Source organism: Achromobacter denitrificans NBRC 15125 (assembly GCF_001571365.1).
In the GTDB taxonomy this organism is placed as follows: Bacteria; Pseudomonadota; Gammaproteobacteria; order Burkholderiales; family Burkholderiaceae_B; genus Achromobacter; species Achromobacter denitrificans.
The window spans coordinates 75,902-98,192 of the sequence record NZ_BCTQ01000007.1 but is presented as its reverse complement, the minus strand read 5'-3'; the positions used below and the strand labels follow the sequence as shown (position 1 = coordinate 98,192).

The 22,291-nt window shown below is 67.1% G+C and carries 19 protein-coding genes and 1 tRNA gene; 9 read left to right on the top strand and 11 right to left on the bottom strand.

The annotated features are described in order from the left end of the window. Positions 1 to 11 precede the first annotated feature (11 nt). Genes sctD through ADE01S_RS08140 form a run of 3 tightly spaced genes read left to right on the top strand, consistent with a single transcriptional unit; the run spans position 12 to position 1,963 of the window. On the top strand, positions 12 to 1,376 hold the full coding sequence (gene sctD / locus ADE01S_RS08150; RefSeq protein ID WP_062681181.1) for a type III secretion system inner membrane ring subunit SctD: 1,365 nt from the start codon (positions 12 to 14) through the stop codon (positions 1,374 to 1,376). A 36-nt stretch (positions 1,377 to 1,412) separates the two neighbouring features. Beyond that, positions 1,413 to 1,685, top strand: a complete 273-nt coding sequence (locus ADE01S_RS08145; protein ID WP_062681180.1) for an EscE/YscE/SsaE family type III secretion system needle protein co-chaperone — start codon at positions 1,413 to 1,415, stop codon at positions 1,683 to 1,685. Positions 1,686 to 1,696: 11 nt separating this feature from the next. Then, the gene (locus ADE01S_RS08140) at positions 1,697 to 1,963 is read left to right on the top strand and encodes an EscF/YscF/HrpA family type III secretion system needle major subunit (RefSeq protein WP_062681179.1); all 267 of its coding nucleotides are present in this window, start codon (positions 1,697 to 1,699) and stop codon (positions 1,961 to 1,963) included. Between the two features lie 49 nt (positions 1,964 to 2,012). Here ADE01S_RS08140 and ADE01S_RS08135 read toward each other — a convergent pair whose 3' ends face one another. The 3 genes from ADE01S_RS08135 to ADE01S_RS08125 all read right to left on the bottom strand — a co-directional run bounded on the left by ADE01S_RS08135 (position 2,013) and on the right by ADE01S_RS08125 (position 5,112). Then, a complete protein-coding gene (locus tag ADE01S_RS08135) occupies positions 2,013 to 2,453 on the bottom strand; it encodes a type III secretion system chaperone (protein ID WP_242663442.1) in 441 nt (146 codons plus the stop codon). A gap of 121 nt (positions 2,454 to 2,574) precedes the next feature. Then, complete coding sequence (locus ADE01S_RS08130; RefSeq protein ID WP_062681177.1) at positions 2,575 to 4,053, bottom strand: glutamate-cysteine ligase family protein; 1,479 nt, start codon at positions 4,051 to 4,053, stop codon at positions 2,575 to 2,577. Positions 4,054 to 4,206: 153 nt separating this feature from the next. Next, positions 4,207 to 5,112 (bottom strand): LysR substrate-binding domain-containing protein, encoded by a 906-nt coding sequence (locus ADE01S_RS08125; RefSeq protein WP_062681176.1) that lies wholly within the window; start codon positions 5,110 to 5,112, stop codon positions 4,207 to 4,209. A gap of 137 nt (positions 5,113 to 5,249) precedes the next feature. Between ADE01S_RS08125 and ADE01S_RS08120 the strand changes: the two genes are divergently transcribed. From ADE01S_RS08120 to ADE01S_RS08110, 3 genes are all read left to right on the top strand, one after another. Continuing rightward, positions 5,250 to 6,239, top strand: coding sequence for a Bug family tripartite tricarboxylate transporter substrate binding protein (locus tag ADE01S_RS08120; protein ID WP_062681175.1), 990 nt, complete (start codon positions 5,250 to 5,252; stop codon positions 6,237 to 6,239). 71 nt (positions 6,240 to 6,310) lie between these two features. Beyond that, on the top strand, positions 6,311 to 7,582 hold the full coding sequence (locus tag ADE01S_RS08115; RefSeq protein ID WP_062681174.1) for a TolB-like translocation protein: 1,272 nt from the start codon (positions 6,311 to 6,313) through the stop codon (positions 7,580 to 7,582). Positions 7,583 to 7,786: 204 nt separating this feature from the next. After that, on the top strand, positions 7,787 to 9,688 hold the full coding sequence (locus ADE01S_RS08110; RefSeq protein ID WP_062681173.1) for a PhoX family protein: 1,902 nt from the start codon (positions 7,787 to 7,789) through the stop codon (positions 9,686 to 9,688). A 119-nt stretch (positions 9,689 to 9,807) separates the two neighbouring features. Here ADE01S_RS08110 and ADE01S_RS08105 read toward each other — a convergent pair. From ADE01S_RS08105 to ribD, 5 genes are all read right to left on the bottom strand, one after another. Continuing rightward, positions 9,808 to 9,898: transfer RNA gene (locus ADE01S_RS08105), tRNA-Ser, on the bottom strand. A gap of 156 nt (positions 9,899 to 10,054) precedes the next feature. Then, positions 10,055 to 11,608 carry a SpoVR family protein gene (locus tag ADE01S_RS08100; protein WP_062681172.1) on the bottom strand — a complete coding sequence of 518 codons (1,554 nt, stop codon included), beginning with the start codon at positions 11,606 to 11,608 and terminating at the stop codon, positions 10,055 to 10,057. Then, a complete protein-coding gene (locus ADE01S_RS08095) occupies positions 11,605 to 12,864 on the bottom strand; it encodes a YeaH/YhbH family protein (protein ID WP_062681171.1) in 1,260 nt (419 codons plus the stop codon). Before ADE01S_RS08095 ends, ADE01S_RS08100 begins: the two co-directional genes overlap by 4 nt. Positions 12,865 to 12,876: 12 nt before the next feature. Next, complete coding sequence (locus ADE01S_RS08090; RefSeq protein ID WP_370511539.1) at positions 12,877 to 14,793, bottom strand: PrkA family serine protein kinase; 1,917 nt, start codon at positions 14,791 to 14,793, stop codon at positions 12,877 to 12,879. Between the two features lie 752 nt (positions 14,794 to 15,545). After that, a complete protein-coding gene (gene ribD, locus ADE01S_RS08085) occupies positions 15,546 to 16,697 on the bottom strand; it encodes a bifunctional diaminohydroxyphosphoribosylaminopyrimidine deaminase/5-amino-6-(5-phosphoribosylamino)uracil reductase RibD (RefSeq protein WP_062681169.1) in 1,152 nt (383 codons plus the stop codon). 178 nt (positions 16,698 to 16,875) lie between these two features. Between ribD and ADE01S_RS08080 the strand changes: the two genes are divergently transcribed. Both ADE01S_RS08080 and ADE01S_RS08075 read left to right on the top strand, forming a co-directional pair. Then, a complete protein-coding gene (locus ADE01S_RS08080) occupies positions 16,876 to 17,439 on the top strand; it encodes a cysteine hydrolase family protein (protein WP_062681168.1) in 564 nt (187 codons plus the stop codon). Between the two features lie 19 nt (positions 17,440 to 17,458). Further along, positions 17,459 to 18,421, top strand: coding sequence for a GlxA family transcriptional regulator (locus tag ADE01S_RS08075; protein WP_062681167.1), 963 nt, complete (start codon positions 17,459 to 17,461; stop codon positions 18,419 to 18,421). 10 nt (positions 18,422 to 18,431) lie between these two features. On the opposite strand, the gene nrdR is transcribed toward ADE01S_RS08075, so the two are convergent. Next, on the bottom strand, positions 18,432 to 18,911 hold the full coding sequence (gene nrdR, locus ADE01S_RS08070; protein WP_043544829.1) for a transcriptional regulator NrdR: 480 nt from the start codon (positions 18,909 to 18,911) through the stop codon (positions 18,432 to 18,434). Positions 18,912 to 19,090: 179 nt separating this feature from the next. Beyond that, complete coding sequence (gene glyA, locus ADE01S_RS08065) at positions 19,091 to 20,341, bottom strand: serine hydroxymethyltransferase (RefSeq protein ID WP_062681166.1); 1,251 nt, start codon at positions 20,339 to 20,341, stop codon at positions 19,091 to 19,093. Positions 20,342 to 20,546: 205 nt separating this feature from the next. Here glyA and ADE01S_RS08060 point away from each other — a divergent pair, with 205 nt between their 5' ends. Next, entirely contained in the window at positions 20,547 to 21,185 is a 639-nt protein-coding gene (locus ADE01S_RS08060; protein WP_062681165.1) for a LysE family translocator, read from the top strand. 61 nt (positions 21,186 to 21,246) lie between these two features. Here ADE01S_RS08060 and ADE01S_RS08055 read toward each other — a convergent pair whose 3' ends face one another. Then, entirely contained in the window at positions 21,247 to 21,900 is a 654-nt protein-coding gene (locus ADE01S_RS08055) for a YbhB/YbcL family Raf kinase inhibitor-like protein (RefSeq protein WP_062681164.1), read from the bottom strand. Between the last annotated feature and the right edge of the window lie 391 nt (positions 21,901 to 22,291).

Below are 22,291 nucleotides of genomic sequence, written 5' to 3'. Positions count from 1 at the left end.
GGAGTCCCGACATGAGCGACGCCCTGGAACTGCGCGTCCTGAGCGGCCTGCACCGAGACGCGCGCTGCCTGGTGGAAGACGGCTCGGTGCTGGGCGCCGATCCCGCCTGCGACGTGGTGCTGGCCGACGAAGGCATGAGCCCGCGCGCCGCGCGCGTGCGCATCGGCGCCGACGGATGGGACCTGGCGTCCGGCGACGGCACGCCGGACGCGCCGCCCGCCACGCCGTTCAACCGCCCCGTCCCGCTGGGCCCGGTCTGGATCACCGTGGCGCGCCGCGACGCCCCCTGGCCCCGGCTACCCGAGCCGGACGCGGACCCTGCCGCCGGCGGCGCGCCCGCCCCCATCCTCGCGTCCGAGCCGCAGCCCCCCGCGCCCACACCTGCGCCTGCGCGCGCCAGCGCCGCGACGCCTGTCGCCGACGAAGACAGCCAGCTGGAGCGCAGGCTGCCGCTGCCGCCCCCGCCGGGGCGACGCCGCAAGCGCGATTCCTGGCCGATGGCGCTGGGGCTGGGCGCCGTGGCCCTGACCATCATCGTGGCGATCGCGCTGGCGCTGATTCCACCATCCACCGCCAAGCGCGCGCCGACTCCCGATCCGCGCCTGGCCGCGGCCGAGAAGTCGGTGGGCCAGATCTCGGCCGTATTCGAACGCATGGGGCTGACATCCCGCCTGCACGTGGCCCTGTCGCGCGACGGCACGGTCACCGTTTCCGGTTGGGTGCGCAACGCGGCCGAGCAGGACGCGATCGCCTCCGCCCTGTCGCAGATCTGGCCCATGCCGGCGATGCGCATCAGCAACGAGGACGAAGCGGTGCGCACCGCGCGCGCCGCGCTGCGCGCCTTCAACGTCAAGTACGAGCCGCAGTACCAGGGCGACGGCCGCCTCAACATCGCCGGTATCGCCAGCAGCGCCCGCGAGCGCGCCTCGGCCCTGGACGCCTTGCGCGCGCAGTTGCCCGGCATGACGGTGCTGGGCAACGACATCAAGCTCACGCAGCAGCTCAGCGACACCTTCTCCAGCCAGTTGGTGGACGAAGGGCTGTCGGGCGTCACGCTCGCCTGGAAGGCGGATTATCTGGACATCGCCCCCGGCGCGCTGGACGACGACCAGATGCAGCGCCTGCAGGCGCTGGTGGCGGATTTCAACAAAAGCCACCTGGACGTGGCCCGGCTGGCGGCCGCCAGCGCGGCCGCGCCGGCCGACAGCGTGCCTTTCACGATACGCAGCGTGGTCGGCGGCGCGCAGCCCTTCATCGTGCTCGAAGACGGCAGCAAGCTGCTGGTGGGCGGGGTCTACCGCAAGTACCGCCTCGTCGCCGTGGAGAACACCCGCATCATTTTCGAGGGGCCGCGCAACGCCATCGTGACGCGCTGAACGCGCCGCGCTCCCGTTCGACACCGGAATCCGCCCATGAACGCACCGATCACCCTGACCGAACTCGAAGAACGCCTGGCCGCCCCCGGCGGCGCGGAACTGCGCGCCTCGCTGGTCGGCCGCCTGGCCGCGCTGGAAGCCGGCGCGCGCGCGCAGCTGGACGCCGGCCTGGCGCCGGCCGCGTTCCAGCATTGCGCGGCGCTGGCGGAGGCCACGCGCGCCGCGCAGGAAGTGCTGGCGGCCGGTTCACTACCTTCCCCGGCCGGCGCAGCCGCGCCGCCGCTTCCCTTCAATCCCCTGTCCCGCTAAGGAGACGCACCATGGCACTCAATGGCCTCACGGGCTCGTCCGGCCTGAACTTCAACGCCGTCAACAGCACGATCTACGACAGCATCCGCACGCAGGAAACCAACCTGCAGGCCACGCTCTCCAGCATGCGCACCAATGCGGACGGCAGCGTCTCGCAGGCCGAGCTGCTGAAGATGCAGCAGCAGGTCCAGCAATGGACGATGATGATCGACATCCAGAGCACCATCACCAAGCAGATCGCGGATTCGCTCAAGGGCGTGATCCAGAAGTCCAGCTAGCCGGCGCTCGCGGGCGGGCGCGGGCCCGCCTAGGGTCTGTCGACAGGCCCTAGACCGACTGCATCATGAAGGCGGGATTGCGCCGCAGCGCATCGACGTCCGGTTCGGCGCGCGCGCTGCGTTTCTCCCAGGTCTCGACCTGGACCAGCAAGGCGTCGATCGCGGCCATCAGCGTGTCGGCGCGGCACGCTTCGCGCGCGACGCCGAGCTGCAGGTGCATGCGCCCGTCCGGCGCCGCGCAAGCGACGACGCCGCCGCCCGCCTGCATGAAGTTCGCCTGCGCCGCCAGCAGGGCCTGGGCGGCGTCCATCTTGCCGCCCACCGCGCACGACAGCAGGATCTGCGCGCGCGCGCCGTGCTCCACGATCTGGACGAGATGGCGGCCGTCGAATGCCAGTTGGCACAACCCGCCTTCGGACGGCGCCAGCGCGGGAATGCCCAGCATCTGGCCGAGTTCGGAGAGCATCCGCACGAAGAAGGGATCTGACACGGTAGGCTGGCGGCCATGCCGGGCGCCGCGAGATGCCGGCGGCCCGGATGCCATAGGGATGGACGAGCCGCTCATCTTACCTTCGTTCCCCTCATCCCCCAAGCGCCGAAATGCAAACGGATCACAACGGAATCGCAGCCCGCGCCCGGCAGACCGCGCGCAGCCGGCGCGGATCGCCCTCGCGCTCGCGCCACAGGCGCAGCAGCCGGTCGGCGCCGGTGTTGCGGGCATCGACGGCATACGCGGCGTAGTCCAGCCAATGGCGTTCGCCATCGTCCAGCCCGCGCGCCGCGACCGCCAGCGTGTCGCGCGCGAGCGCCCATACCGCGTCGTGGTCCAGCGCGTGCCGCATCGCCTCGGCGCGCAGGTCGCGCAAGCGCAGCCAGCCCCACTCGCGCAGCAGCGCTTCGGCTTCGTCCAGGTTGCGCATCAGGCCCAGCTGCAAGGCCGAGGGCGCCATCACGAGGGTGGCCGCCACGCCGGCGCCGGCTTCATCGACCAGTTGCGCGTCGGCGAAGCCCGCGCCGGGCGCGCGCCCTTCGATGTAGCCGACGGCGCCCAGCCGGAGATACAGTTCCTCGATGCCGCCCGGCCGCTTCCACGCGGCGCGCAGTTCGTCCAGTTCGGGATGGGCCGCGAGCCGGTAGCGCCAGCGCGCATCCAGGAAATGCGCGAACTGCGAGTATTCGAAATGCCCGCCTTGCGGCGCCATCGTCACCGCGCCGCCCGTGTCCGTCCGCAGGCCCGGCCAGCCGTCCGACGCCATGAACGCCGACAGCGAAGGGCTGCCTTGCAGATACACGCCGACCGCCGACTTGTAGCCGTCCTCCACCGTCAGCGGCAGGCAACGGCTGGCGGTGCCGGGGCCGAACATCCAGCGGAAGTAATCGCCCAGGTCCGCGAAAGGCCGTTCCGGCAGGCGTTGCAGCCGGTGGTCGCCGGCATAGCGTGAATGGCGGAACATGCGGTCCCAGACGGTCAGGCGATTTTCCTTGTAGCCCGTGACGCGGCCGTTCTCCAGCGGGCTGTTGGCGAACACCGCCACGCTGGCCGGCGCCAATCCCAGCACCACGTTCAGCGCGCGCGCGGCCTGCCGCACGTCCACCGAGGTGCACGGGCTGTTCTGCGCCTTCGCGTCGATGCCCACGCGGTGCAGCCATTCCCGGTGCCCGACCAGCTCGCGGTAGATGGGACGAGGCACCTGCACCCGGGCATACCATTGCGGGTCCAGCGTGCAGGCCGGATGCTCGGAAACGTTCAGCACGGTTGCGCCCTCGGCCGCGAGCGCGCGCTGCGCGTCCTCCAGTTCCCGCCGGACGCGGCGGGCCAGTTCGGCCAGCCCGCCTTCGGCCGCGCCGACCGGCGCGAACGCCGTCTCCAGCAGGTTGAAGCCGTTGTCCAGCCCGCTTTCGCCGGCCGCCACCGACACCGCCACGTCGCGGCCGCCGATGCGCGAGATGTCCGGCGCCTCGTCGCGCTCGGCCTTGATGCGCGCCAGCCTCGCGAAGTAGCCTTGCACGGGATGGCTGGCGCCGTCGTCGCGGCGCGCTACGGCCATCTCCATTTCCAGGCCCAGCGTCTGGCCGGCCGGGGCGATCATCGGCCCGCCCCGCAACAGCGGCGGAAAACGCGAAGGGATCGGGAACGGGCGGGAAGCATGGCGAGCTCGGCGGAAGATGCGGTCTTGCGGACTTAGTAACGCGAACGCCGTCCGCGTTCCCGCCGCCGCGCCGGTGGTCGCCCCGAGCGGGGCTCAGCTCAAGGCCGGCCAGGCGTCGAACCGCGCCGCCAGGATGTCCACGAACGCCTCCGTGACCGTCGAGGGCGCGGTCTGCGCGGGATAGGCCATGCACACCCGCACCGGCAGGCGCGGCGTGAACGGCCGGATCGCCAGCCGGTCGGCGAACACCGCGGCGATGTAGGGATTGACGATGCCCAGCCCGTTGCCGGCGGCCGCCAGCGCGCAGATCGTCGACGAATAGGTGGTCTCGATCTCCGAGGCCGGCAGCACCCGGTGCGCCTGCATCTCGCCGCGCAGCTGCAGATAGACGTCGTCGTCCGCGTTCAGCACCAGCAGCCGGCGCGCGTTCAGGTCCAGGATGTCGATGGACGGCTGCCCCGCCAGGGGATGGTCGGGCCGCAGCACGCAGACCGCCTCGCTTTCGTGCAGGCAGCGCAGGTCCAGCAGCGCGCCGTCCAGCGGCGCCGCCGTGACCACCACGTCGTAGGTGCCGTGCAGCAGCCCCTCGCGCAGGTACTGGCTGCCCATGGTCTGCATATTGATGTGGACGTCGGGGTAGCGCTGCGCGAACGCTTCGACGGCGCCGGGCAGCACGCCCAGGCCCAGCGCCGGGGTGCAGGCCAGCCGCAGCACCCCGCTGCCGCTGCGCCGCATCGCCGCGAGCCGGTCCTCGATGCGCTCCAGCCCCACGAAATGGCGCTTGACCGTATCGAACAGGTCCTTGGCCTCGCGCGTGGGCCGCAGGCGCCCGCGCTCCATGTCGAACAGCTTCAGCCCGCTGGCCTGCTGCACCTGGCCCAGCAGCCGGCTGATGGAAGGCTGCGTGGTGCGCAGCATCTGGGCCGCGCCGGTGGTGGTGCCGGCCAGCATGACCGCGTGGAAGGCTTCGATCTGGCGGAAATTCAGCGGTCGACTCATGGCATTCCAAGGTATTGCAAATATGCATAGCCTATGTGCAAAAAAGAATTTTTTCAAATACCTATGGACTCCTACACTGGGCTTCCCAGGGTGCCGCCAGATGCGCCCGGATATCCCAACCTTCCAGGGGAAGCCTCATGAATCCTCGCCGTTCCTGGCGTCACATCCTTCAAACGCTGTGCCTGGCGGTCGCCGGCGCCGCCCTGCCCCTCGCCGCCCACGCGCAGGCCGGCTATCCCGACCGGCCGGTGCGCATCATCGTGCCGTTCACGGCGGGCGGCAGCTCCGACATCCAGGGCCGCCTGCTGGCCGAACACCTGGGCAAGCTGTACGGCCAATCCGTCGTCGTCGAGAACCGCCCCGGCGCCGGCGGGCACATCGGCGGGAAATTCGTCGCCGACTCCGGCCCGGACGGCTATACGCTACTGCTCGGCTCCATCGGCCTGCACGCCACCTACGGCGTCTACAAGAGCCTCAACTACCAGCCCGCGCAAGACCTGAAGCTGATCACCGTGGTGGCCGAGATGCCGCACGTGGTCGTGGCCAATCCGGCGCTGGAGGCCAACACGCTGGCCGAACTGACCGCGCTCGCCAAATCCCGGCCGGACACGCTGCATTTCGGATCCGCGGGCGTGGGTTCTTCGGTGCACATGGTCGGCGAGCTCTACAAGATGGCCGCGCAAGCGCCCATCGTCCACATTCCGTACCGCGGCAGCTCCGCCGCCACCAACGACCTGCTGGGCGGCCAGATCCAGCTGCTCTTCGAGAACGTGCCCACGACGATCGGCTACATCGAGGCCAAGAAGCTGAAGGCGCTGGCCATCACCGGCGCGAGCCGGTCGCCGGCCCTGCCCGACGTGCCCACCGCCGCCGAGGCCGGCCTGCCCGGCCTGACCGTCACCTCGTGGACCACCCTGGCGGCCAGCAAGGACGTGCCCGACGCCCTCATCGACAAGATCAGCGCCGACCTGCGCCGCGTCTACGCCGACCCGGCCTTCCGCGCCGGCCTGGAACGCCTGGGCATGACGCCCGTGGGCAACGACCCCGCGCAGGCGCGCGAATTCGTGGAACGCGAACGCACCCGCTGGAACAAGGTCATCGAGACCGAACACATCACCGCGGGCTGAACGCCCGCCCGGGCGGCGCGCGGCCTCGCGCCGCCGCCCGTCCCCGCCGTCCCTTCCCCCTCCCGCCATCCATGAATCGCATGCTCGCCACGTCCATCGCCTGCCGCCGCCTGGGCGTCACGCCCCATCACCATTTCTTCGGCTACTACAACAAGACCGTCTGGCACCGCGACGGCCGCTACCTGCTGGCCAACCGCACCCTCTTCAAGGACGCGCGGCTCACGCCCGAGCTGAGCGCCGAGGTGGGGTACTTCGACCTGGGCGACGGCGACCGCTACCACGCCGTCGGCGACACCACCGCCTGGAACTGGCAGATGGGCTGCCAGCTGCAATGGCTGGATGGGCTTGCCGAGCCCCAGATGATCTACAACTGCCGCAGCGACGACGCCGACGGCGTCTACCCCGGCTTCCGGTCGGCCATCCACAACGTCGCCACCGGGCAGACGCGCATCCTGCCGCTGCCCATCTACGTGGCCGCGCCCGACAGCCGCTACGCGCTCTGCGTGGACTACCGCCGGCTCTATATCACGCACGAGACCATCGGCTACAGCGAACACGCGCCCGGCCCGGTCGCCAACGCCCCGGCCGACGACGGCATCCGCCGCCTGGACCTGGACAGCGGCCAGCACCGCCTGCTGGTCAGCTACGCCGACCTGCGCAATTTCCATCCGCGCGCCTCGATGGAGCGCGCCATCCATTGGGTCAGCCATATCGAGGTCAACCCCGCTTCCACCCGCATCCTGTTCCTGCACCGCTGGACGGAACGCGTGAAGGACGAGACCTGCTTCCTGCATCGCCTGATCACCATGAACCCCGACGGCAGCGACATGCGCCTGCTGGAATGCTCGGACCATCCGCTGCCGCAGCTGGCCGACGACTTCGACCCGGACGCGGTCGGCACCTTCGACTACGAGAAGTCCGAATACCAGATCTCGCATCCGCTCTGGCGCGACGACGACACGATCATCGTGTGGGGTCCGCATGCGGGCAGCATCCATTACCACCTGTACGAAGACGCTCCCGGCGGCCGCGTCGAGGTCGTGGGCGACGGCGTGCTGACGGAGAACGGTCACATGACCTTCTCGCCCGTGAATCCGCGCTGGCTGCTGAGCGACACCTATCCCGACTCCCGCACGCACGAGCGCATTTTGTTCCTCTACGACATGCGCACCGGCCAGCGCCACGCCCTGGGCAGCTTCTACGCCGACCCCGGCCTGTCCAAGGAAAACCGCTGCGACCTGCATCCCCGCTGGAGCCGCGACGGCACCCAGGTCTGCATCGATTCCGTGCACGAAGGCGAACGCCAGATGTACGTGCTCGACGTCGCGTCGATCGTCGCCTGAACGGGGCGCAAGCCCCCGTTTCCGCAGGGTAAATCCCGGCGGCCCGGTCCTACGCGCGGACCGGGCCGGCCGCTACCATGTCGGTCAAGACCGCGGAATTCACACGATCGTCACCCCTGTGTCATGCGCAGCTTCTAACCTCGCTCTCGCTTTCACTTTCCTTACAAATAACTTGCGACTCGATCGCTCTTCTATGAGGTTGGAATGTCCTACTTGACCGACAAATTGCGCGCCCCCTATCGCGAAGCCCAGGGAGAAGTGACGGTACCGGGTCAGATGCTGGAAGACATCGTCGCCGCGAATCCGGAACGCCGCACCTTGCTGAAGAACAGCTTCGGCCTGTCGATGCTCTCCGTATTCGGCGCCTCGACGCTGCTGACGGCCTGTGGCGGCGACGACGATGACGACGACACGCCCTCCACCGGCGGCGGCGACGGCAACGGCTCGCCCGGCGGCGAAACCGGCGGCGGCACCGACCCCGCGCCGACCGGCCCCGACTACTCGGTCACGTTCAAGCCGCTGGGCGACAAGATCGTCGCGGACACCGTCACGGTTCCCGAGGGCTATGTGGCCGAAGTGCTGTACTCGGCCGGCGACAAGTGCGTGATCGGCTCGGCCGGTTACGCGGGCATTCCCCAGTCCTACCCCGCCACCGAGACCCAGTCCGGCGGCCAGCACGACGGCATGCACTTCTATCCGCTGGCGGGCGTGGATCCGAACCAGGGCGGCCTGCTGGTGCTGAACCACGAGGCGCTGGACAACGCCACCCTGGACCAGGGCGTCGAAGGCCTGCGGACCCGCCTGTCGAACGTCGGCGTCTCGGTCGTCGAGATCGCGCGCGGCAGCGACGGCGCCTGGTCGGTCAAGACGGACTCGCGCTACAACAAGCGCTACACGGGCAATACGGTCTACAACGTCAGCGGCCCGGCCAAGTCGGTCGTCGGCGCGACCGTCGTGGGCACCCTGAACAACTGCTCCAGCGGCGACACGCCCTGGGGCACGTACCTGACCTGCGAAGAGACGCTGAACAACTACCACTACCAGGCCGGCGACACCGGCAAGCCGGCCGACGAAGGCTACGGCTGGGTCGTGGAAATCGATCCCCAGAATCCGGACTCGACCGCCGTCAAGCGCACCGCGATGGGCCGCTTCAGCCACGAAAACACGGCCTTCATGCTGGACGAGAACAACCGCGTCGCGTTCTACATGGGCGACGACACCACGCCCGGCTGCATCTACAAGTTCGTGGCGAGCAAGCCCTACGATCCGGCCAACCGCGCCAACAACATGGGCCTGCTGGACGAAGGCACGCTGTACGCCGCCCGCTTCAACGACGACGGCAGCGGCAACTGGGTCGAACTGACCGTGGGCAAGAACAACCTCACCGTCGGCGCCACCGACCCGGGCAACTTCACGCAGCTGGCCACGGGCACCGTCATCACCGGCACCATCGTCGACTTCAACACGCAAGCCGACGTGCTGGTCAACACCCAGGCCGCCGCGCGCGTCGCGGGCGCCACGCTGATGGACCGCCCCGAATGGATCACGGTCGGCGTGGACAAGACCGTGTACTGCACGCTGACCAACAACGGCAGCCGCCGCCGCACCAGCGCCGCCAATCCGCGCGCCAACAACTCGCACGGCCACATCATCCGCTGGCACGAGCGCGGCAATTCCCCCCTCGCGACGACCTTCGAATGGGACCTGCTGCTGCTGGCCGGCCGTGACGCCGCCGACGGCGTGGCGTCCAACCTGACCGGCAACGTCAACGGCGATACGTTCTCCAGCCCCGACGGCATCCGCGTCGATCCCAAGGGCCGCCTGTGGGTGCAGACCGACGCCGGCACCGGCACGTCCACCACGGACTTCTTCGGCAACAACTCGATGTACTACATCGACCAGAAGACCGGCGAATCCAAGCGCTTCCTGGTGGGACCGCTGGGCTGCGAAATCACCGGCATCGCCTACACGCCCGACCTGACCGCGTTCTTCATCAACATCCAGCACCCGAACGCGGGCTGGAACACGCTGCGCGCCGGCGGCGGCGACGCCCGCTCCGCCACCGTGGTGGTGCGCCGCAGCGACGGCAAACCGGTAGGCGCCTAAGCGCCCTGCCCGCGCCCCCGGCCTCCCAGGCCGGGCGGCGCGGGCTTCGCCGCGCAGCGCCCGCCCCGGGCAAAGAAAAAGCCCCTGATTTCTTTACGAAATCAGGGGCTCATGCATTCTGGCGGACAGAGGGGGATTCGAACCCCCGATACGCTTTTGACGTATACACGCTTTCCAGGCGTGCGCCTTCAACCACTCGGCCACCTGTCCTAACTGCGTTTTTCGCGGCGGTTTTCACTGCTGCAAAAAATGCGAATCCGCGATTCTAGCAGATTGCGCGCAGGAGCGGCAAGCGCCCATAGAAAAGGGGACGCCTTGGCGCCCCCTCCTTCGGCCCGCCGGGCGGCTAGGGCCAGTTAACACGCCCTAGTTCTTCGCCGGGGGATCCTGCTCGCGGTAGGAGCTGACCGTGCCGTCCGGCTCGGTCTCTTCCAGCCGCACCCGGAAGCCCCACAGCCGCGCCAGGTGCTTCATGACCTGCTCGGCGTCTTCGCCGGCCAGCGGCCGGCCCCGGGTCTTCAAATGGCGCAGCACCAGGGAGCGGTCGGAATCGCGGTTGAAGCGCACCACCTGGATGTCCGGCACCTGGTTGTCGCGGTTGTGCTGCGCGGCGAGCAGGCGGCGGATGTCGCGGTAGCCTTCGTCGTCGTGGATCGCGACCACCTCCAGCTTGGGATTGGCCTGGTGGTCGGAGATGGCGAAGAAGCGGAACTCCCGGATCAGGCGCGGCGACAGGTACTGCGAGATGAAGGACTCGTCCTTGAAGTTGCGCATGGCGAAGTCCAGCGTCTTGAGCCAGTCGCTGCCCGCGATGTCGGGGAACCAGCGGCGATCCTCGGGCGTGGGCGCCTCGCAGATGCGGCGGATGTCCGACATCATGGCGAAGCCCAGCGCATAGGGGTTGATGCCTCCGTAGCCGCGCTCGTCGAAGCCCCGCTGGCTGACCACATTGGTGTGGCTTTGCAGGAACTCCATCATGAAGCCGTCGTTCACCAGCCCTTTTTCATGCAGCCGGTTCAGGATGGTGTAGTGCCAGAACGTGGCCCAGCCTTCGTTCATGACCTTGGTCTGCGTCTGCGGGTAGAAGTACTGCGCGATCTTGCGGACGATGCGCACCAGTTCCTTCTGCCAGGGCGCGAGCTTGGGCGAGTACTTCTCGATGAAGTACAGCAGGTTTTCTTCGGGTTCGGGCGGAAACACCGACGCCTGGACGCGCGTGTCCTTCTCGTCCTCCAGCCGCGGCAGCGTCCGCCAGAGGTCGTTGTACTGCAGGCGGGCGTGCTCTTCGCGCTCGGCCTGGCGCGTGGCCTCTTCCTTGTAGGAAATCGGCGCGGGGCGCTTGTAGCGGTCCACCCCGTGATGCGACAGCGCATGGCACGAGTCGAGCACCGCCTCGACCGCGTCGATGCCGTAGCGGTCTTCGCAAGCCATGACGTATTTGCGCGCGAAGACCAGGTAGTCCAGCACGCCGTCCGCGTCCGTCCATTGGCGGAACAGGTAATTGCCCTTGAAGAAGGAGTTGTGCCCGTAGCATGCATGCGCGATCACCAGCGCCTGCATCGTCATGGAGTTTTCTTCCATGAGATAGGAGATGCAGGGGTTGGAGTTGATCACGATCTCGTAGGCCAGCCCTTGCATGCCGCGACGATAGAACTGCTCGTTGCGGATGAATTCCTTGCCGTAGGACCAGTGGGGGTAGCCGATGGGCAGCCCGGCCGAGGCATAGGCGTCCAGCATCTGCTCCGAGGTGATCACCTCGATCTGGTTCGGATAGGTGTCCAGGCCGTATTCCGCGGCGATCCTGGAGATCGCCTCGTCATAGGACTGGATCAGCTCGAACGTCCATTCGGAACCTTGCGAGATCGGCCGGGCGCTGCCGGCGGCCTCCGGCTCCACGAGAGCTCCGACGATGGTATTCATGCGGTCTCCTTCTTGAACAGATCATGGAACACAGGAAAGATCTCGCTGCGATCGCAGATGCGCCGCATCACGAAATGCGGCTCCAGTTTCTGTTCGTATTCCGCCCACAGGCTGCTCTTGCGGGCCTCCTGCGAATCGGGGACTTCGATGTAGGCGAAGTAGCGGGTGGCGGGCAACAGGTGTTCGGCCAGGAAGCGCGCGCTCTTGCCCGCGTCTGCCCCGAACGAGTCGCCGTCGCTGGCCTGCGCCGCGTAGACGTTCCAGGAGCCCGGCGGATAGCGCTTTTCGAGGATCTCGCGCATCAGTTCCAGCGCGGACAGCACGATGGTGCCGCCGCTCTTGGGATCGTAGAAGAAGGTCTGTTCGTCCACTTCCTCGGCGTTGTCCGTGTGGCGGATGAAAACCAGGTCCACGTGCTCGTACTTGCGCGACAGGAACAGGTAGAGCAGCGAGAAGAAGCGCTTGGCCAGGTCCTTCTTGCCTTCGTCCATCGAGCCCGACACGTCCATCAGGCAGAACATGACGGCGCGCGCCATCGGAATGGAAACCGACACGCGGTTGCGATAGCGCAGGTCCAGGTCGTCCAGGAACGGCACGCGGGCCAGGCGCTCGCGGCAATCCTCGACTTCCTGCTCCAGCGCCTCGATCTGGTCGGCGGGCGCGCCCGCCTCGCGCGCCTTCGCCAGGCGTTCCTCGGCATCCTCAAGATCGGCCCGCGCCTTCACGCTGAGCGCGACGCGGCGCGCCAGCGAGGACTTGAGGGTGCGGCTGATGCTCAGCATGCTGGGCGAGCCGGACGTCGTGTAGCCGGCGCGCTGCCACTTCTTCTGGCTGACTTCGCCCAGCTGCGTGCGCGCCATGTGCGGCAGCTCCAGGTCCTCGAAGAACAGATTGAGAAACTCGGCACGCGACAGGCTGAAGGTGAACTGGTCGACCGATTCACCCTCGCCCGGCTCGGACCCGCCTTCCCCCTGCCCGCCTTGCGGCCGGTCGAAGGTGTCCCCTTTGGCGAACTCGCGGTTGCCGGGGTGCACCATCTCGCGGTCGCCGCCCGAGCCGTGCCGGAAGGACGGCTCGGAGATATCGCGGGCGGGCAGGTTGATTTCGCCGCCCTGGTCCATGTCCTGGATGGAGCGGTCACGGATCATCCCGTGGACCGCCTTGCGGATCTGGTCCTTGTAGCGCCGGAGAAAACGCTCCCGGTTGACGGCGCTTTTATTGCGCCCGTTCAGACGGCGATCGATCAGTGAATTCATGATTCACCTCGCTCAGGAAGACTTCCTCACACGCAGGTACCACTCGCACAGCAGCCTGACCTGCTTTTCCGTGTAGCCCTTTTCGACCATGCGATCCACGAAGCTCTGGTGTTTCGACTTGTCCTCGGCCGAGGCCTTGGCGTTGAAGGAAATCACCGGAAGCAGGTCTTCCGTGTTCGAGAACATCTTCTTCTCGATCACTTCGCGCAGCTTTTCATAGCTGGTCCAGGTGGGGTTGCGCCCGTTGTTGTTGGCGCGCGCCCGCAGGACGAAGTTCACGATCTCGTTGCGGAAGTCCTTGGGATTCGCGATACCCGCCGGCTTTTCGATCTTTTCCAGCTCGTCGTTCAACGCGCTGCGATCGAAGCTCTCGCCGGTTTCCGGATCGCGGAATTCCTCGTCCTGGATCCAGCAGTCGGCGAAGGTCACGTAGCGGTCGAAAATGTTCTGGCCGTACTCGGAGTAGGACTCCAGATAGGCGGTCTGGATTTCCTTGCCGATGAACTCCGCGTAGCGCGGCGCGAGGTAGCCCTTGATGAACTCAAGATAGCGCCGGCGGATTTCCTCGGGGTAGTCCTCGCGGCCGATGCGCTGTTCGAGCACGTACATCAGGTGCACCGGATTCGCCGCCACTTCCGTCTGGTCGTAGTTGAAGACGCTGGACAGGATCTTGTAGGCGAAGCGCGTGGACACGCCAGTCATGCCTTCATCGGTGCCGGCGTAATCCTTGTACTCCTGCAGCGCCTTCGCTTTCGGGTCCACGTCCTTCAGGCTTTCGCCGTCGTAGACGCGCAGCTTCGAGTAGATGCTGGAGTTCTCCGGTTCCTTCAGGCGCGTCAGCACCGAGAATTGCGCCATCATGTCCAGCGTTCCCGGCGCGCAGGGCGCGGAGGACAGCGAACTGTGATGCAGCAGCTTCTCGTAGATGCGGACCTCTTCCGACACCTGCAGGCAGTAGGGAACCTTGACGATGTAGATACGGTCGAGGAACGCCTCGTTGTGCTTGTTGTTGCGGAAGGTCTGCCATTCCGACTCGTTCGAGTGGGCGAGGATCATGCCGTTGAACGGGATCGCGGAAAAGCCCTCGGTGCCCTTGAAGTTGCCTTCCTGGGTGGCCGTCAACAAGGGGTGCAGCATCTTGATCGGGGCCTTGAACATCTCCACGAATTCGAGCAGGCCCTGGTTGGCCAGGCACAGCCCGCCGGAGTAGCTGTAGGCGTCCGGATCGTCCTGCGAATGGCGATCGAGCTTGCGGATGTCCACCTTGCCGACCAGCGAGGAGATGTCCTGGTTGTTTTCGTCGCCCGGCTCGGTCTTGGCGATGGCGGTCTGGCGCAACACGGAAGGATTCAGGCGCACGACGCGGAACTGCGAGATGTCGCCGTCGAATTCCTTCAGGCGCTTCACCGCCCACGGCGACATGATGCCGGTCAGGTAGCGCCGCGGGATGCCGTATTCCTTTTCAAGCGTGTCGCCGAAGCGTTCCGGATGGAACAGCCCCAGGGGCGATTCGTTCACCGGCGAGCCCTTCAGGGCATAGATGGGGAAGCTCTCCATCAAGGCCTTGAGCCGCTCCGCGATGGACGACTTGCCGCCGCCCACCGGACCGAGCAGATAAAGGATTTGCTTGCGCTCTTCCAGTCCCTGGGCGGCGTGCTTGAAGAACGCGACGATCTGCCCGATCACGTCCTCCATGCCGTAGAACTCCTGGAACGCGGGATAGCGCCGGATGGTCCGGTTGGAAAACAAACGGGAAAGACGTGGGTCGTTGCGCGTATCCACGATCTCAGGTTCGCCGATCGCGGCCAGCATGCGCTCAGCGGGGCTGGCGTACGCCATGGGATCGCGTTTGGCGAGGCTCAGATACTCCTCAAGGGAGAGTTCTGATTCCTGCTCTCTTGCATACTGCGACTTGAAGCCTTCGACGATGTTTTGCACGGAAACCTCCTACAACACGCGAAAAATCCAATACGTCCCTACGTGTCCCCATTGTGCCTCAGCCCCCGCGCATTACTAGACAATCTCGCGATAAGCATCGTCGGCCGGATGGTATGTTGCTTTCGCCACACATCAACCATGGGCACGATCAGGCCCTTTCCGTTTAGGCTGCACCCTTCTGACACAAGTTCCGTCAGGGAATGCAACTTACGTGAAGAAGTTCGTTCGTTCGCTTTCAGCATATCGCCGTATGCGCGCATGGTTGACGCGCCTGCACATGAAATGCTCAGCAATGTTTTGAAGGGAAGAGCGATATCCTGAGGATTCTTATGATTCGGGCTTAAACCCGATGCGCCCGCTATGCGATGGCAGCGGACGGTCTGAACGGCGCGTTGCGTCTTCGTTCAGCAGCGTGCCGGTTCGGTCGTGAAATAGCGCCGAGTACGCGGCACGGGAATCCGTGGTGACGAGGGCGCGTGGCACTGAGCGGTTTAATCCTTCAGGGCGTGTCGCCAAGTCATATGCCTATGCTATAGCCAATTGACGGTTTTGTGGCAATTCATTTTGCCCATCGCTGAAAATAGTCGCGACTGGCGCGCGTTCTCGCGCATGCGATACGCGTCGGTCCGATGCCGTCGACGCGCGCCGATCGCGCCGGGAGCCCCGGAAAACAAGGCTCTCCGCGTTTGGCAGCCGCGAACGCGGAGTGCTAGTACCCCTGACGTCCTTGCGGTTTAACGCGATCAGGAAAGTTCAGGCAGATCGACCCGGCCCAGCAATTCCCGCCATGTTTCGGCCACGCGCGCGCGAACGCGCAGGTCCGCGCCGACCCGTTCGGTGTCGATGAATTCGTAGCGGCGGGCGGCTTCCAGATGCTCCAGCATGGGCAGCCGGACCATGCCTGCCGCATCGCCCAGCAGCACCGGCGCCAGATACAGCAGCAGTTCGTCCACGCAACCCGCCGATACCAGCGCGCCGCTCAAGCCGGCGCCGGCCTCGACGTGCACTTCATTGACCTGCTCCTGGGCCAGCCAACGCATCATCGCGGGCAGGTCCACGCGGCCGGTTTCCTCGCCGGGCAGCATCACGACGCGGGCGTTCCGGGCCCTCAGGCGCTCGGCCTTGGCCGCGTCCTCGCGCGCCGTGAACAGGATGACTTCGGCGCCGTCGAACAGCCTGGCGTGCTCCGGAATCTCGAAACGGCCGTCCACCACGGCCTTGCGCGGCTGGCGAGGCGAATCCACGCCCCTGGCATTGAGCTGCGGATCGTCTTTCAGCACGGTGCCCATGCCGGTCAGGACCACGCAGCTGCGCGCGCGCCAGCGGTGCCCGTCGGCGCGGGCATCGGGGCCGGTAATCCACTGCGACACGCCGTTATGCAGCGCGCTGCGTCCGTCCAGCGACGCCGCCATCTTCATCCACACCCACGGCAGGCCGCGGCTCATGCGCGAAATGAAGCCGGCATTGACCGCCAGCGCCTCTTCCCGGCAGATGCCGGTGGTCACGGCGATGCCGGCATCGCGCAGCCGCGCCAGGCCCTGCCCGTTGACCAGCGGATTGGGATCGCCCATGGCCACCACCACCCGCGCCGGGCGGGCCGCCAGCACGGCGTCCACGCACGGCGGCGTGCGGCCGAAATGGCTGCACGGCTCCAGGGTCACGTACAGCGTGGCGCCGGCCACCGATTCGCCGCGCGCCTCGGCGTCGCGCAGCGCGCGGATTTCGGCGTGCGGACCGCCGGGCGGCTGGGTCGCGCCCTCGCCCAGCACGCGTCCGTCGCGCACGATGACGCAGCCGACCCGGGGGTTGGGCGCGGTGGAATACATAACCGTCTGCGCCAGCGCCAGCGCGCGTCGCATCCAGAAAAGATCGTCGTTGTCGCTCGGGATCATCATGTCCAGGATTGTATGCCGCGCCGGCTCCCCGGCGGGGGGCCGGCGGAGGCCGCCACGGCACCGTCACCGAATGTCCGTTTCGGGCCGATAGGCGTCTTTCGCCGCGCCCTCGATGGCGCCGGATTGCAGTAAAAATAGCACTACACCCTTTTGATTCCACTGCCTGGAGCCCGGTTCCATGAAACAAGCGCTGATCGTCATCGACGTACAAGACTCTTTCCGGCAACGTCCGTTTTGGGATGAGACCGAGTATCCGGCCTTCGTGGAGCAGATCCAGTCGCTGATCGACGCCGCCGCCGCCCGGGACATGCCGGTGCTGCAGGTGTTCCACACCAGCGTCTCCAACGACCCCGCCAACCCCTTCTCGCTGGCTTCGGGCCACGTCCGGACGCTCAAGGAACTGCGCATCCACCCCACGGCCGTGTTCCACAAGACCGTGCATTCCTCGCTCTACGCCAAGGATGCCGACGGCGCCAGCCTGCACGACTGGCTGAACGGCCACGGGATCGAGGAAGTCGTAATCTGCGGCATCCGCACCGAGCAATGCTGCGAAACCACGTCGCGCCACGCCAGCGACGCCGGCTTCAAGGTAGTGTTCCCCACCGACGCCACCCTCACCTTCGCCATGCAGAGCCCGTCCGGCAAGCACTACACGCCCGCCGAGATCCGCGACAGCACCGAACTGGTCCTGCAAGGACGTTTCGCCCGCATCGCGCGCGCCGCCGACGCGCTGGCGGACTGACCCGCCACGGGAGGCCGCCATGGTTCCGGTGTATTTCGTGCTATCGCAAGGCATCGTCCTGCTGGACGTCGCCGGCCCGGCGGAGGCCTTCCGGGTGGCCAACAAACTGTGCCCGGACGCGTTCGAACAGCATTTCTGCGGCCCGTCGCGGGAGGTCGAAAGCGGCATTCCGGGGCTGCACCTGGCCCATCTCAAGCCGCTCCCGGCCGCTTTGCCGCCCGAGGCGCTGGTCATCATCTCGGGCGTGGTGGGCAAGCCCACCCGCCTGGACGACCCGCAAGCCCGCGCCATCATCGACTGGCTGGCCGTCCGCCACCCGGCCGACGGCTTCACGCTGATGACCGTCTGCGCGGGCGCGCTGTTCGCCGCCGCGGCCGGCCTGACGCGCCAGCGCGACTGCACCACGCACCACACCTGCCTGGAGCAGCTCGCCGGCATCGACCCCAGCGCCCGGCTGCACGACAACCGCATCTTCGTCGAGGACGGCAAGCTGGTCAGCAGCGCCGGCATCACGGCCGGCATCGACCTGGCGCTGCACATGGTGTCGCGCCATTGCGGGCCGCGAGTGGCCAGCGAGGTGGCGCGCGACATGGTGGTCTACCAGCGGCGCGCCGGCACGGATTCGACGCTTTCCCCCTGGCTGGACCACCGCAGCCACCTGCATCCGGGCGTGCACCGGGTGCAGGACGCGGTCATCCGGGATCCGGCCGCGCCCTGGTCGGCGCAATCGCTGGCCGACCACGCGCATACCAGCGCGCGCCACCTGACCCGGCTGTTCCGCGAACACGCCGGCTGCACGCCGATGGACTATCTCTATCAGATACGCGTCGCGCTGGCGCGCGACTTGCTGCGCGAAACCCGCCTGGACCTGGAGCGGGTGGCGGAAAAATCGGGCTTCGGGTCGGCGCAGCACATGCGCCGAGTCTGGCGCAAGTTCCAGCCGCTCACGCCCAGCCTGGCGCGCTCTCCCGTCGCGCAATGAAGCGCGCGGGCTATTCCTTGCGCAGCTTGCCGGGGAGCAAGGGGCCCTGCATCTCGCGGATCGCCTCGACGAATTCGCCGATGTCCTCGAAGCTCTTGTAGACCGAGGCGAACCGCACGTACGCCACCTTGTCGAGTTTGCGCAGCTCGTTCATGACGAGTTCGCCGATATGCTCGGACGGCACTTCCCGCAGCCCGCTGGCCAGCAGCTGTTCCTCGATGCGCGCAACCGCCGCATCGACGTCTTCGGTGCTGACCGGGCGCTTGCGCAACGCCAGGCTGAGGCTGGCGCGCAGCTTGCCGGGATCGTAGTCGCTGCGGCTGCCGTTGCGCTTCACGATGGAAGGCATGGCGAGCTCCACCCGCTCGTAGGTGGTGAATCGCTTGTCACAGGACAGGCAGCGGCGGCGACGGCGAATCGCGTCGCCCTCTTCGGAGACCCGGCTGTCGACGACCTGCGTTTCGGCATTGCCGCAAAATGGACACCGCATGTGTGATCCCTAAAGGCACTGGTGGCAATAGTTAAGCATATTGTAACGACGCGCCCGGCCGCCAGCGTCAAACGGGCTAATCCGCGTCCGCCCCGGAAAGCAAAGGGACGGCGCCTTGCGGGGCCGTCCCTTCGACTGGACCGGCTTGCGGGCACGGAGCCCGCAGGCAGGACGCGGGCTTACTTCTTGCCGTAGACCGGCAGGCGCGAGGTCAGTTCATTGACGCGGGCGCGCACGGCGGCGATGTTGGCTTCGTCGCGCGGATTGTCCAGCACGTCGGCGATCAGGTTGGCGGTCAGCTCGGCTTCCGCTTCCTTGAAGCCGCGGGTGGTCATGGCCGGCGTGCCCAGGCGGATGCCGCTGGTCACGAAGGGCTTTTCCGGATCGTTCGGGATGGCGTTCTTGTTGACCGTGATATGGGCCTGGCCCAGCACGGCTTCCGCTTCCTTGCCCGTGATGCCCTTGGAGCGCAGGTCCACCAGCATGACGTGGCTTTCCGTGCGGCCCGAAACGATGCGCAGGCCGCGCTTGACCAGCGTGTCCGCCAGCACCTTGGCGTTCTTGACCACTTGCTGCGCGTAATCCTTGAATTCGGGTTCCAGCGCTTCCTTGAAGGCCACGGCCTTGCCGGCGATGACGTGCATCAGCGGACCGCCCTGGATGCCGGGGAAGATGGCCGAGTTGACGATCTTCTCGTGTTCGGCCTTCATCATGATGACGCCGCCGCGCGGGCCGCGCAGCGACTTGTGCGTGGTCGAGGTGACGAAGTCGGCGTGGGGCACCGGGTTGGGATAGGCGCCGCCGGCGACCAGGCCCGCGTAGTGGGCGATGTCGACCATGAAGAGCGCGCCGTTTTCACGGGCGATGCGGGCCATGCGCTCGAAATCGATGTGCAGGGCGTAGGCGGAGGCGCCGGCCACGATCAGCTTGGGCTTGTGTTCGCGGGCCAGTTGCTCGACCTGCGCGTAGTTCAGGACCTCGTTTTCGTCCAGGCCGTACGAGATGAAGTTGTACAGCTTGCCCGAAGCGTTGACCGACGCGCCGTGCGTCAGGTGGCCGCCTTCGGCCAAGCTCATGCCCAGCACGGTGTCGCCCGGCTTCAGGACGGCCATGTACACGCCCTGGTTGGCCTGCGAACCCGAGTTGGGCTGCACGTTGGCGGCTTCGGCGCCGAAGATCTGCTTCAGGCGGTCGATGGCCAGCTGCTCGACCACGTCCACGTACTCGCAACCACCGTAGTAGCGCTTGCCCGGATAGCCTTCGGCGTACTTGTTGGTGAGCTGCGTGCCCTGGGCTTCCATGACGGCCGGGCTGGCGTAGTTCTCCGAGGCGATCAGCTCGATGTGCTGCTCCTGGCGGACGTCTTCCTTCTGGATGGCGGCCCAAACGTCGGGGTCAGCCTTGGACAGGGTGAGGTTGCGGTCAAACATGACGGGAGGTTCCTGAGGCGGTAAGAGAGGAGAAAACTGCGCCCGGGTGGGTAAACCCGGAGAATGAGGGATAGTTTACCGCGTCAGGCAGAATCAATTGCTCCCAAAATGCCGGGAACCCGGGCAAAATTCCCCGGATGGGCGCGAAAACCACGCCATCCCGCCGGGACCGAAAACCCCTCTCAATCCGACTTGAGAAACTTTCATGCAAACTTCCACGCTCATAACCTACTCGCTAGTAGCCGCGCTTAGCGTCGTCAGTCCCGGCCCCGCCACCCTGCTGGCCATCCGCAACGGCGCGGCGGGCGGATTCCGGGCGGTGCTGCCGTCCACCCTGGGCAACGTCACCGGCCTGTTCCTGCTGTCGGCCGCGGCCATGCTGGGGCTGGGCGTGGTGCTGCAATCCTCGGCCATGCTGTTCCTGTTCCTCAAGCTGGCGGGCGCCGCCTACCTGCTCTATATCGGCCTGCGCCACCTGCTGGGCCGTTCGAACATCGCGCCTCCGCCTCCCGGGGACGCCGCGCAGGTGCCCCGCGGCGCCGGCCGGCTCTACCTGGAAGCCGCCCTGGTGGCGACGATGAACCCCAAGCCCATCCTGTTCTTCACGGCGTTGTTTCCGCAGTTCCTGGACGCGGCCGCGCCGCTGCTGCCGCAGTTCTTCATCCTGACCGGCATCTTCACGGCGATGTCGCTGGTATCGCTGCTGGTCTACGGCACGCTGGCCCACCGCGCCCGGCGCCTGCTGCGCCAGCCCCGCATCGTGGTCTGGATCAACCGGCTGGTCGGCACCCTGTTCATCGCCTTCGGACTGGCGCTGCTGCGGCTCAAGCGCGCCATGGGCTGAACGCCCCGCGAGGGCGAAAAAAAGGCCGCAAGCGTTGCGGCCTTGTTCGTGGCGGAGCGGATCAGGCCGAAGTGGCGCCGATCTGCTTGGGAGCCAGTTTCGGGTTGAGCGTATAGGTGCCCGTGAGCGATGCCTTGGCCAGCACGTGGTTCTGCATCGCCCGCAGCGCGTCCTCGCCGGTGAAAGCGCCCTGCAGGTTCAGGCTGTGCACGTCCAGGGCGTACAGCGTGAACACGTAGCGGTGCACCAGCGCGTCGTTCCAGGGCGGGCACGGGCCGTCGTAGCCGAAGTAGTCCCCGCTCATGTCGTGGTCGTTCGCGAACCACGAGGAGTAGGAGTTGATGCCCTGGCGCGCGTCCATGGGCGCCAGGGGGCCGCCCTTGCCGCGCGGCGTGATGCCGTTGGAGAAAGTGCCTTCCTCGATTTCACGCATATCGGCGGCCAGGTCCACCAGCACCCAGTGGAAAAAGTCCACGCGCGGCAGATCGGCCGGCACTTCGCGGCCTTCCTGGTTGACGTCGTCGGGACGGGAAGGCACGTCGGGATCGTGGCAGATCAAGGCGAACGACTGCGTGCCCGCGGGGACGTCGTCCCAGGAAAACTGCGGGTTGAAGTTGTCTGCCAGCGCGACGTGCGATTGCGCATCGATCTTGCCGAACGCGTAGCGCTCGGGAATCGACTCGTGATCGGAAAATGACAAACTCGAAAGTTCCATGTCGTGCTCCTAGAAATGCCGCAAAGGCCCCACTGCCCCTGTCTGTACCCTCAGCGTATCAAAAAAAGCCCCCACGCGGCGCGCTACGCGCTTGCTGCCCCCCGAGGGGGCTGGCCCGCCTTGGGGCGGCCCGGCGGCGGGCCGGCCATTCTAGAAAGCCCCCACACGGCTCGCTACGCGCTTGCTGCCCCCGAGGGGGCTGGCCCGCCTTGGGGCGGCCCGGCGGCGGGCCGGCCATTCTAGAAAGCCCCCACACGGCGCGCGACGCGCTTGCTGCCTCCCGAGGGGGGCTGGCCCGCCTTGGGGCGGCCCGGCGGCGGGCCGGCCATTCTAGAAAGCTCCCACGCGGCGCGCGACGCGCTTGCTGCCCCCGAAGGGGCTTGGCCCGCCT

Bases quoted from the DNA above. Each gene is read 5' to 3' on its own strand.
- sctD (WP_062681181.1), top strand. From the start codon at position 12: ATGAGCGACGCCCTGGAACTGCGCGTCCTGAGCGGCCTGCACCGAGAC.
- ADE01S_RS08145 (WP_062681180.1), top strand. From the start codon at position 1,413: ATGAACGCACCGATCACCCTGACCGAACTCGAAGAACGCCTGGCCGCC.
- ADE01S_RS08140 (WP_062681179.1), top strand. From the start codon at position 1,697: ATGGCACTCAATGGCCTCACGGGCTCGTCCGGCCTGAACTTCAACGCC.
- ADE01S_RS08130 (WP_062681177.1), bottom strand. From the start codon at position 4,053: ATGATCGCCCCGGCCGGCCAGACGCTGGGCCTGGAAATGGAGATGGCC.
- ADE01S_RS08125 (WP_062681176.1), bottom strand. From the start codon at position 5,112: ATGAGTCGACCGCTGAATTTCCGCCAGATCGAAGCCTTCCACGCGGTC.
- ADE01S_RS08120 (WP_062681175.1), top strand. From the start codon at position 5,250: ATGAATCCTCGCCGTTCCTGGCGTCACATCCTTCAAACGCTGTGCCTG.
- ADE01S_RS08115 (WP_062681174.1), top strand. From the start codon at position 6,311: ATGAATCGCATGCTCGCCACGTCCATCGCCTGCCGCCGCCTGGGCGTC.
- ADE01S_RS08110 (WP_062681173.1), top strand. From the start codon at position 7,787: ATGTCCTACTTGACCGACAAATTGCGCGCCCCCTATCGCGAAGCCCAG.
- ADE01S_RS08100 (WP_062681172.1), bottom strand. From the start codon at position 11,608: ATGAATACCATCGTCGGAGCTCTCGTGGAGCCGGAGGCCGCCGGCAGC.
- ADE01S_RS08095 (WP_062681171.1), bottom strand. From the start codon at position 12,864: ATGAATTCACTGATCGATCGCCGTCTGAACGGGCGCAATAAAAGCGCC.
- ribD (WP_062681169.1), bottom strand. From the start codon at position 16,697: ATGATGATCCCGAGCGACAACGACGATCTTTTCTGGATGCGACGCGCG.
- ADE01S_RS08080 (WP_062681168.1), top strand. From the start codon at position 16,876: ATGAAACAAGCGCTGATCGTCATCGACGTACAAGACTCTTTCCGGCAA.
- ADE01S_RS08075 (WP_062681167.1), top strand. From the start codon at position 17,459: ATGGTTCCGGTGTATTTCGTGCTATCGCAAGGCATCGTCCTGCTGGAC.
- nrdR (WP_043544829.1), bottom strand. From the start codon at position 18,911: ATGCGGTGTCCATTTTGCGGCAATGCCGAAACGCAGGTCGTCGACAGC.
- glyA (WP_062681166.1), bottom strand. From the start codon at position 20,341: ATGTTTGACCGCAACCTCACCCTGTCCAAGGCTGACCCCGACGTTTGG.
- ADE01S_RS08060 (WP_062681165.1), top strand. From the start codon at position 20,547: ATGCAAACTTCCACGCTCATAACCTACTCGCTAGTAGCCGCGCTTAGC.
- ADE01S_RS08055 (WP_062681164.1), bottom strand. From the start codon at position 21,900: ATGGAACTTTCGAGTTTGTCATTTTCCGATCACGAGTCGATTCCCGAG.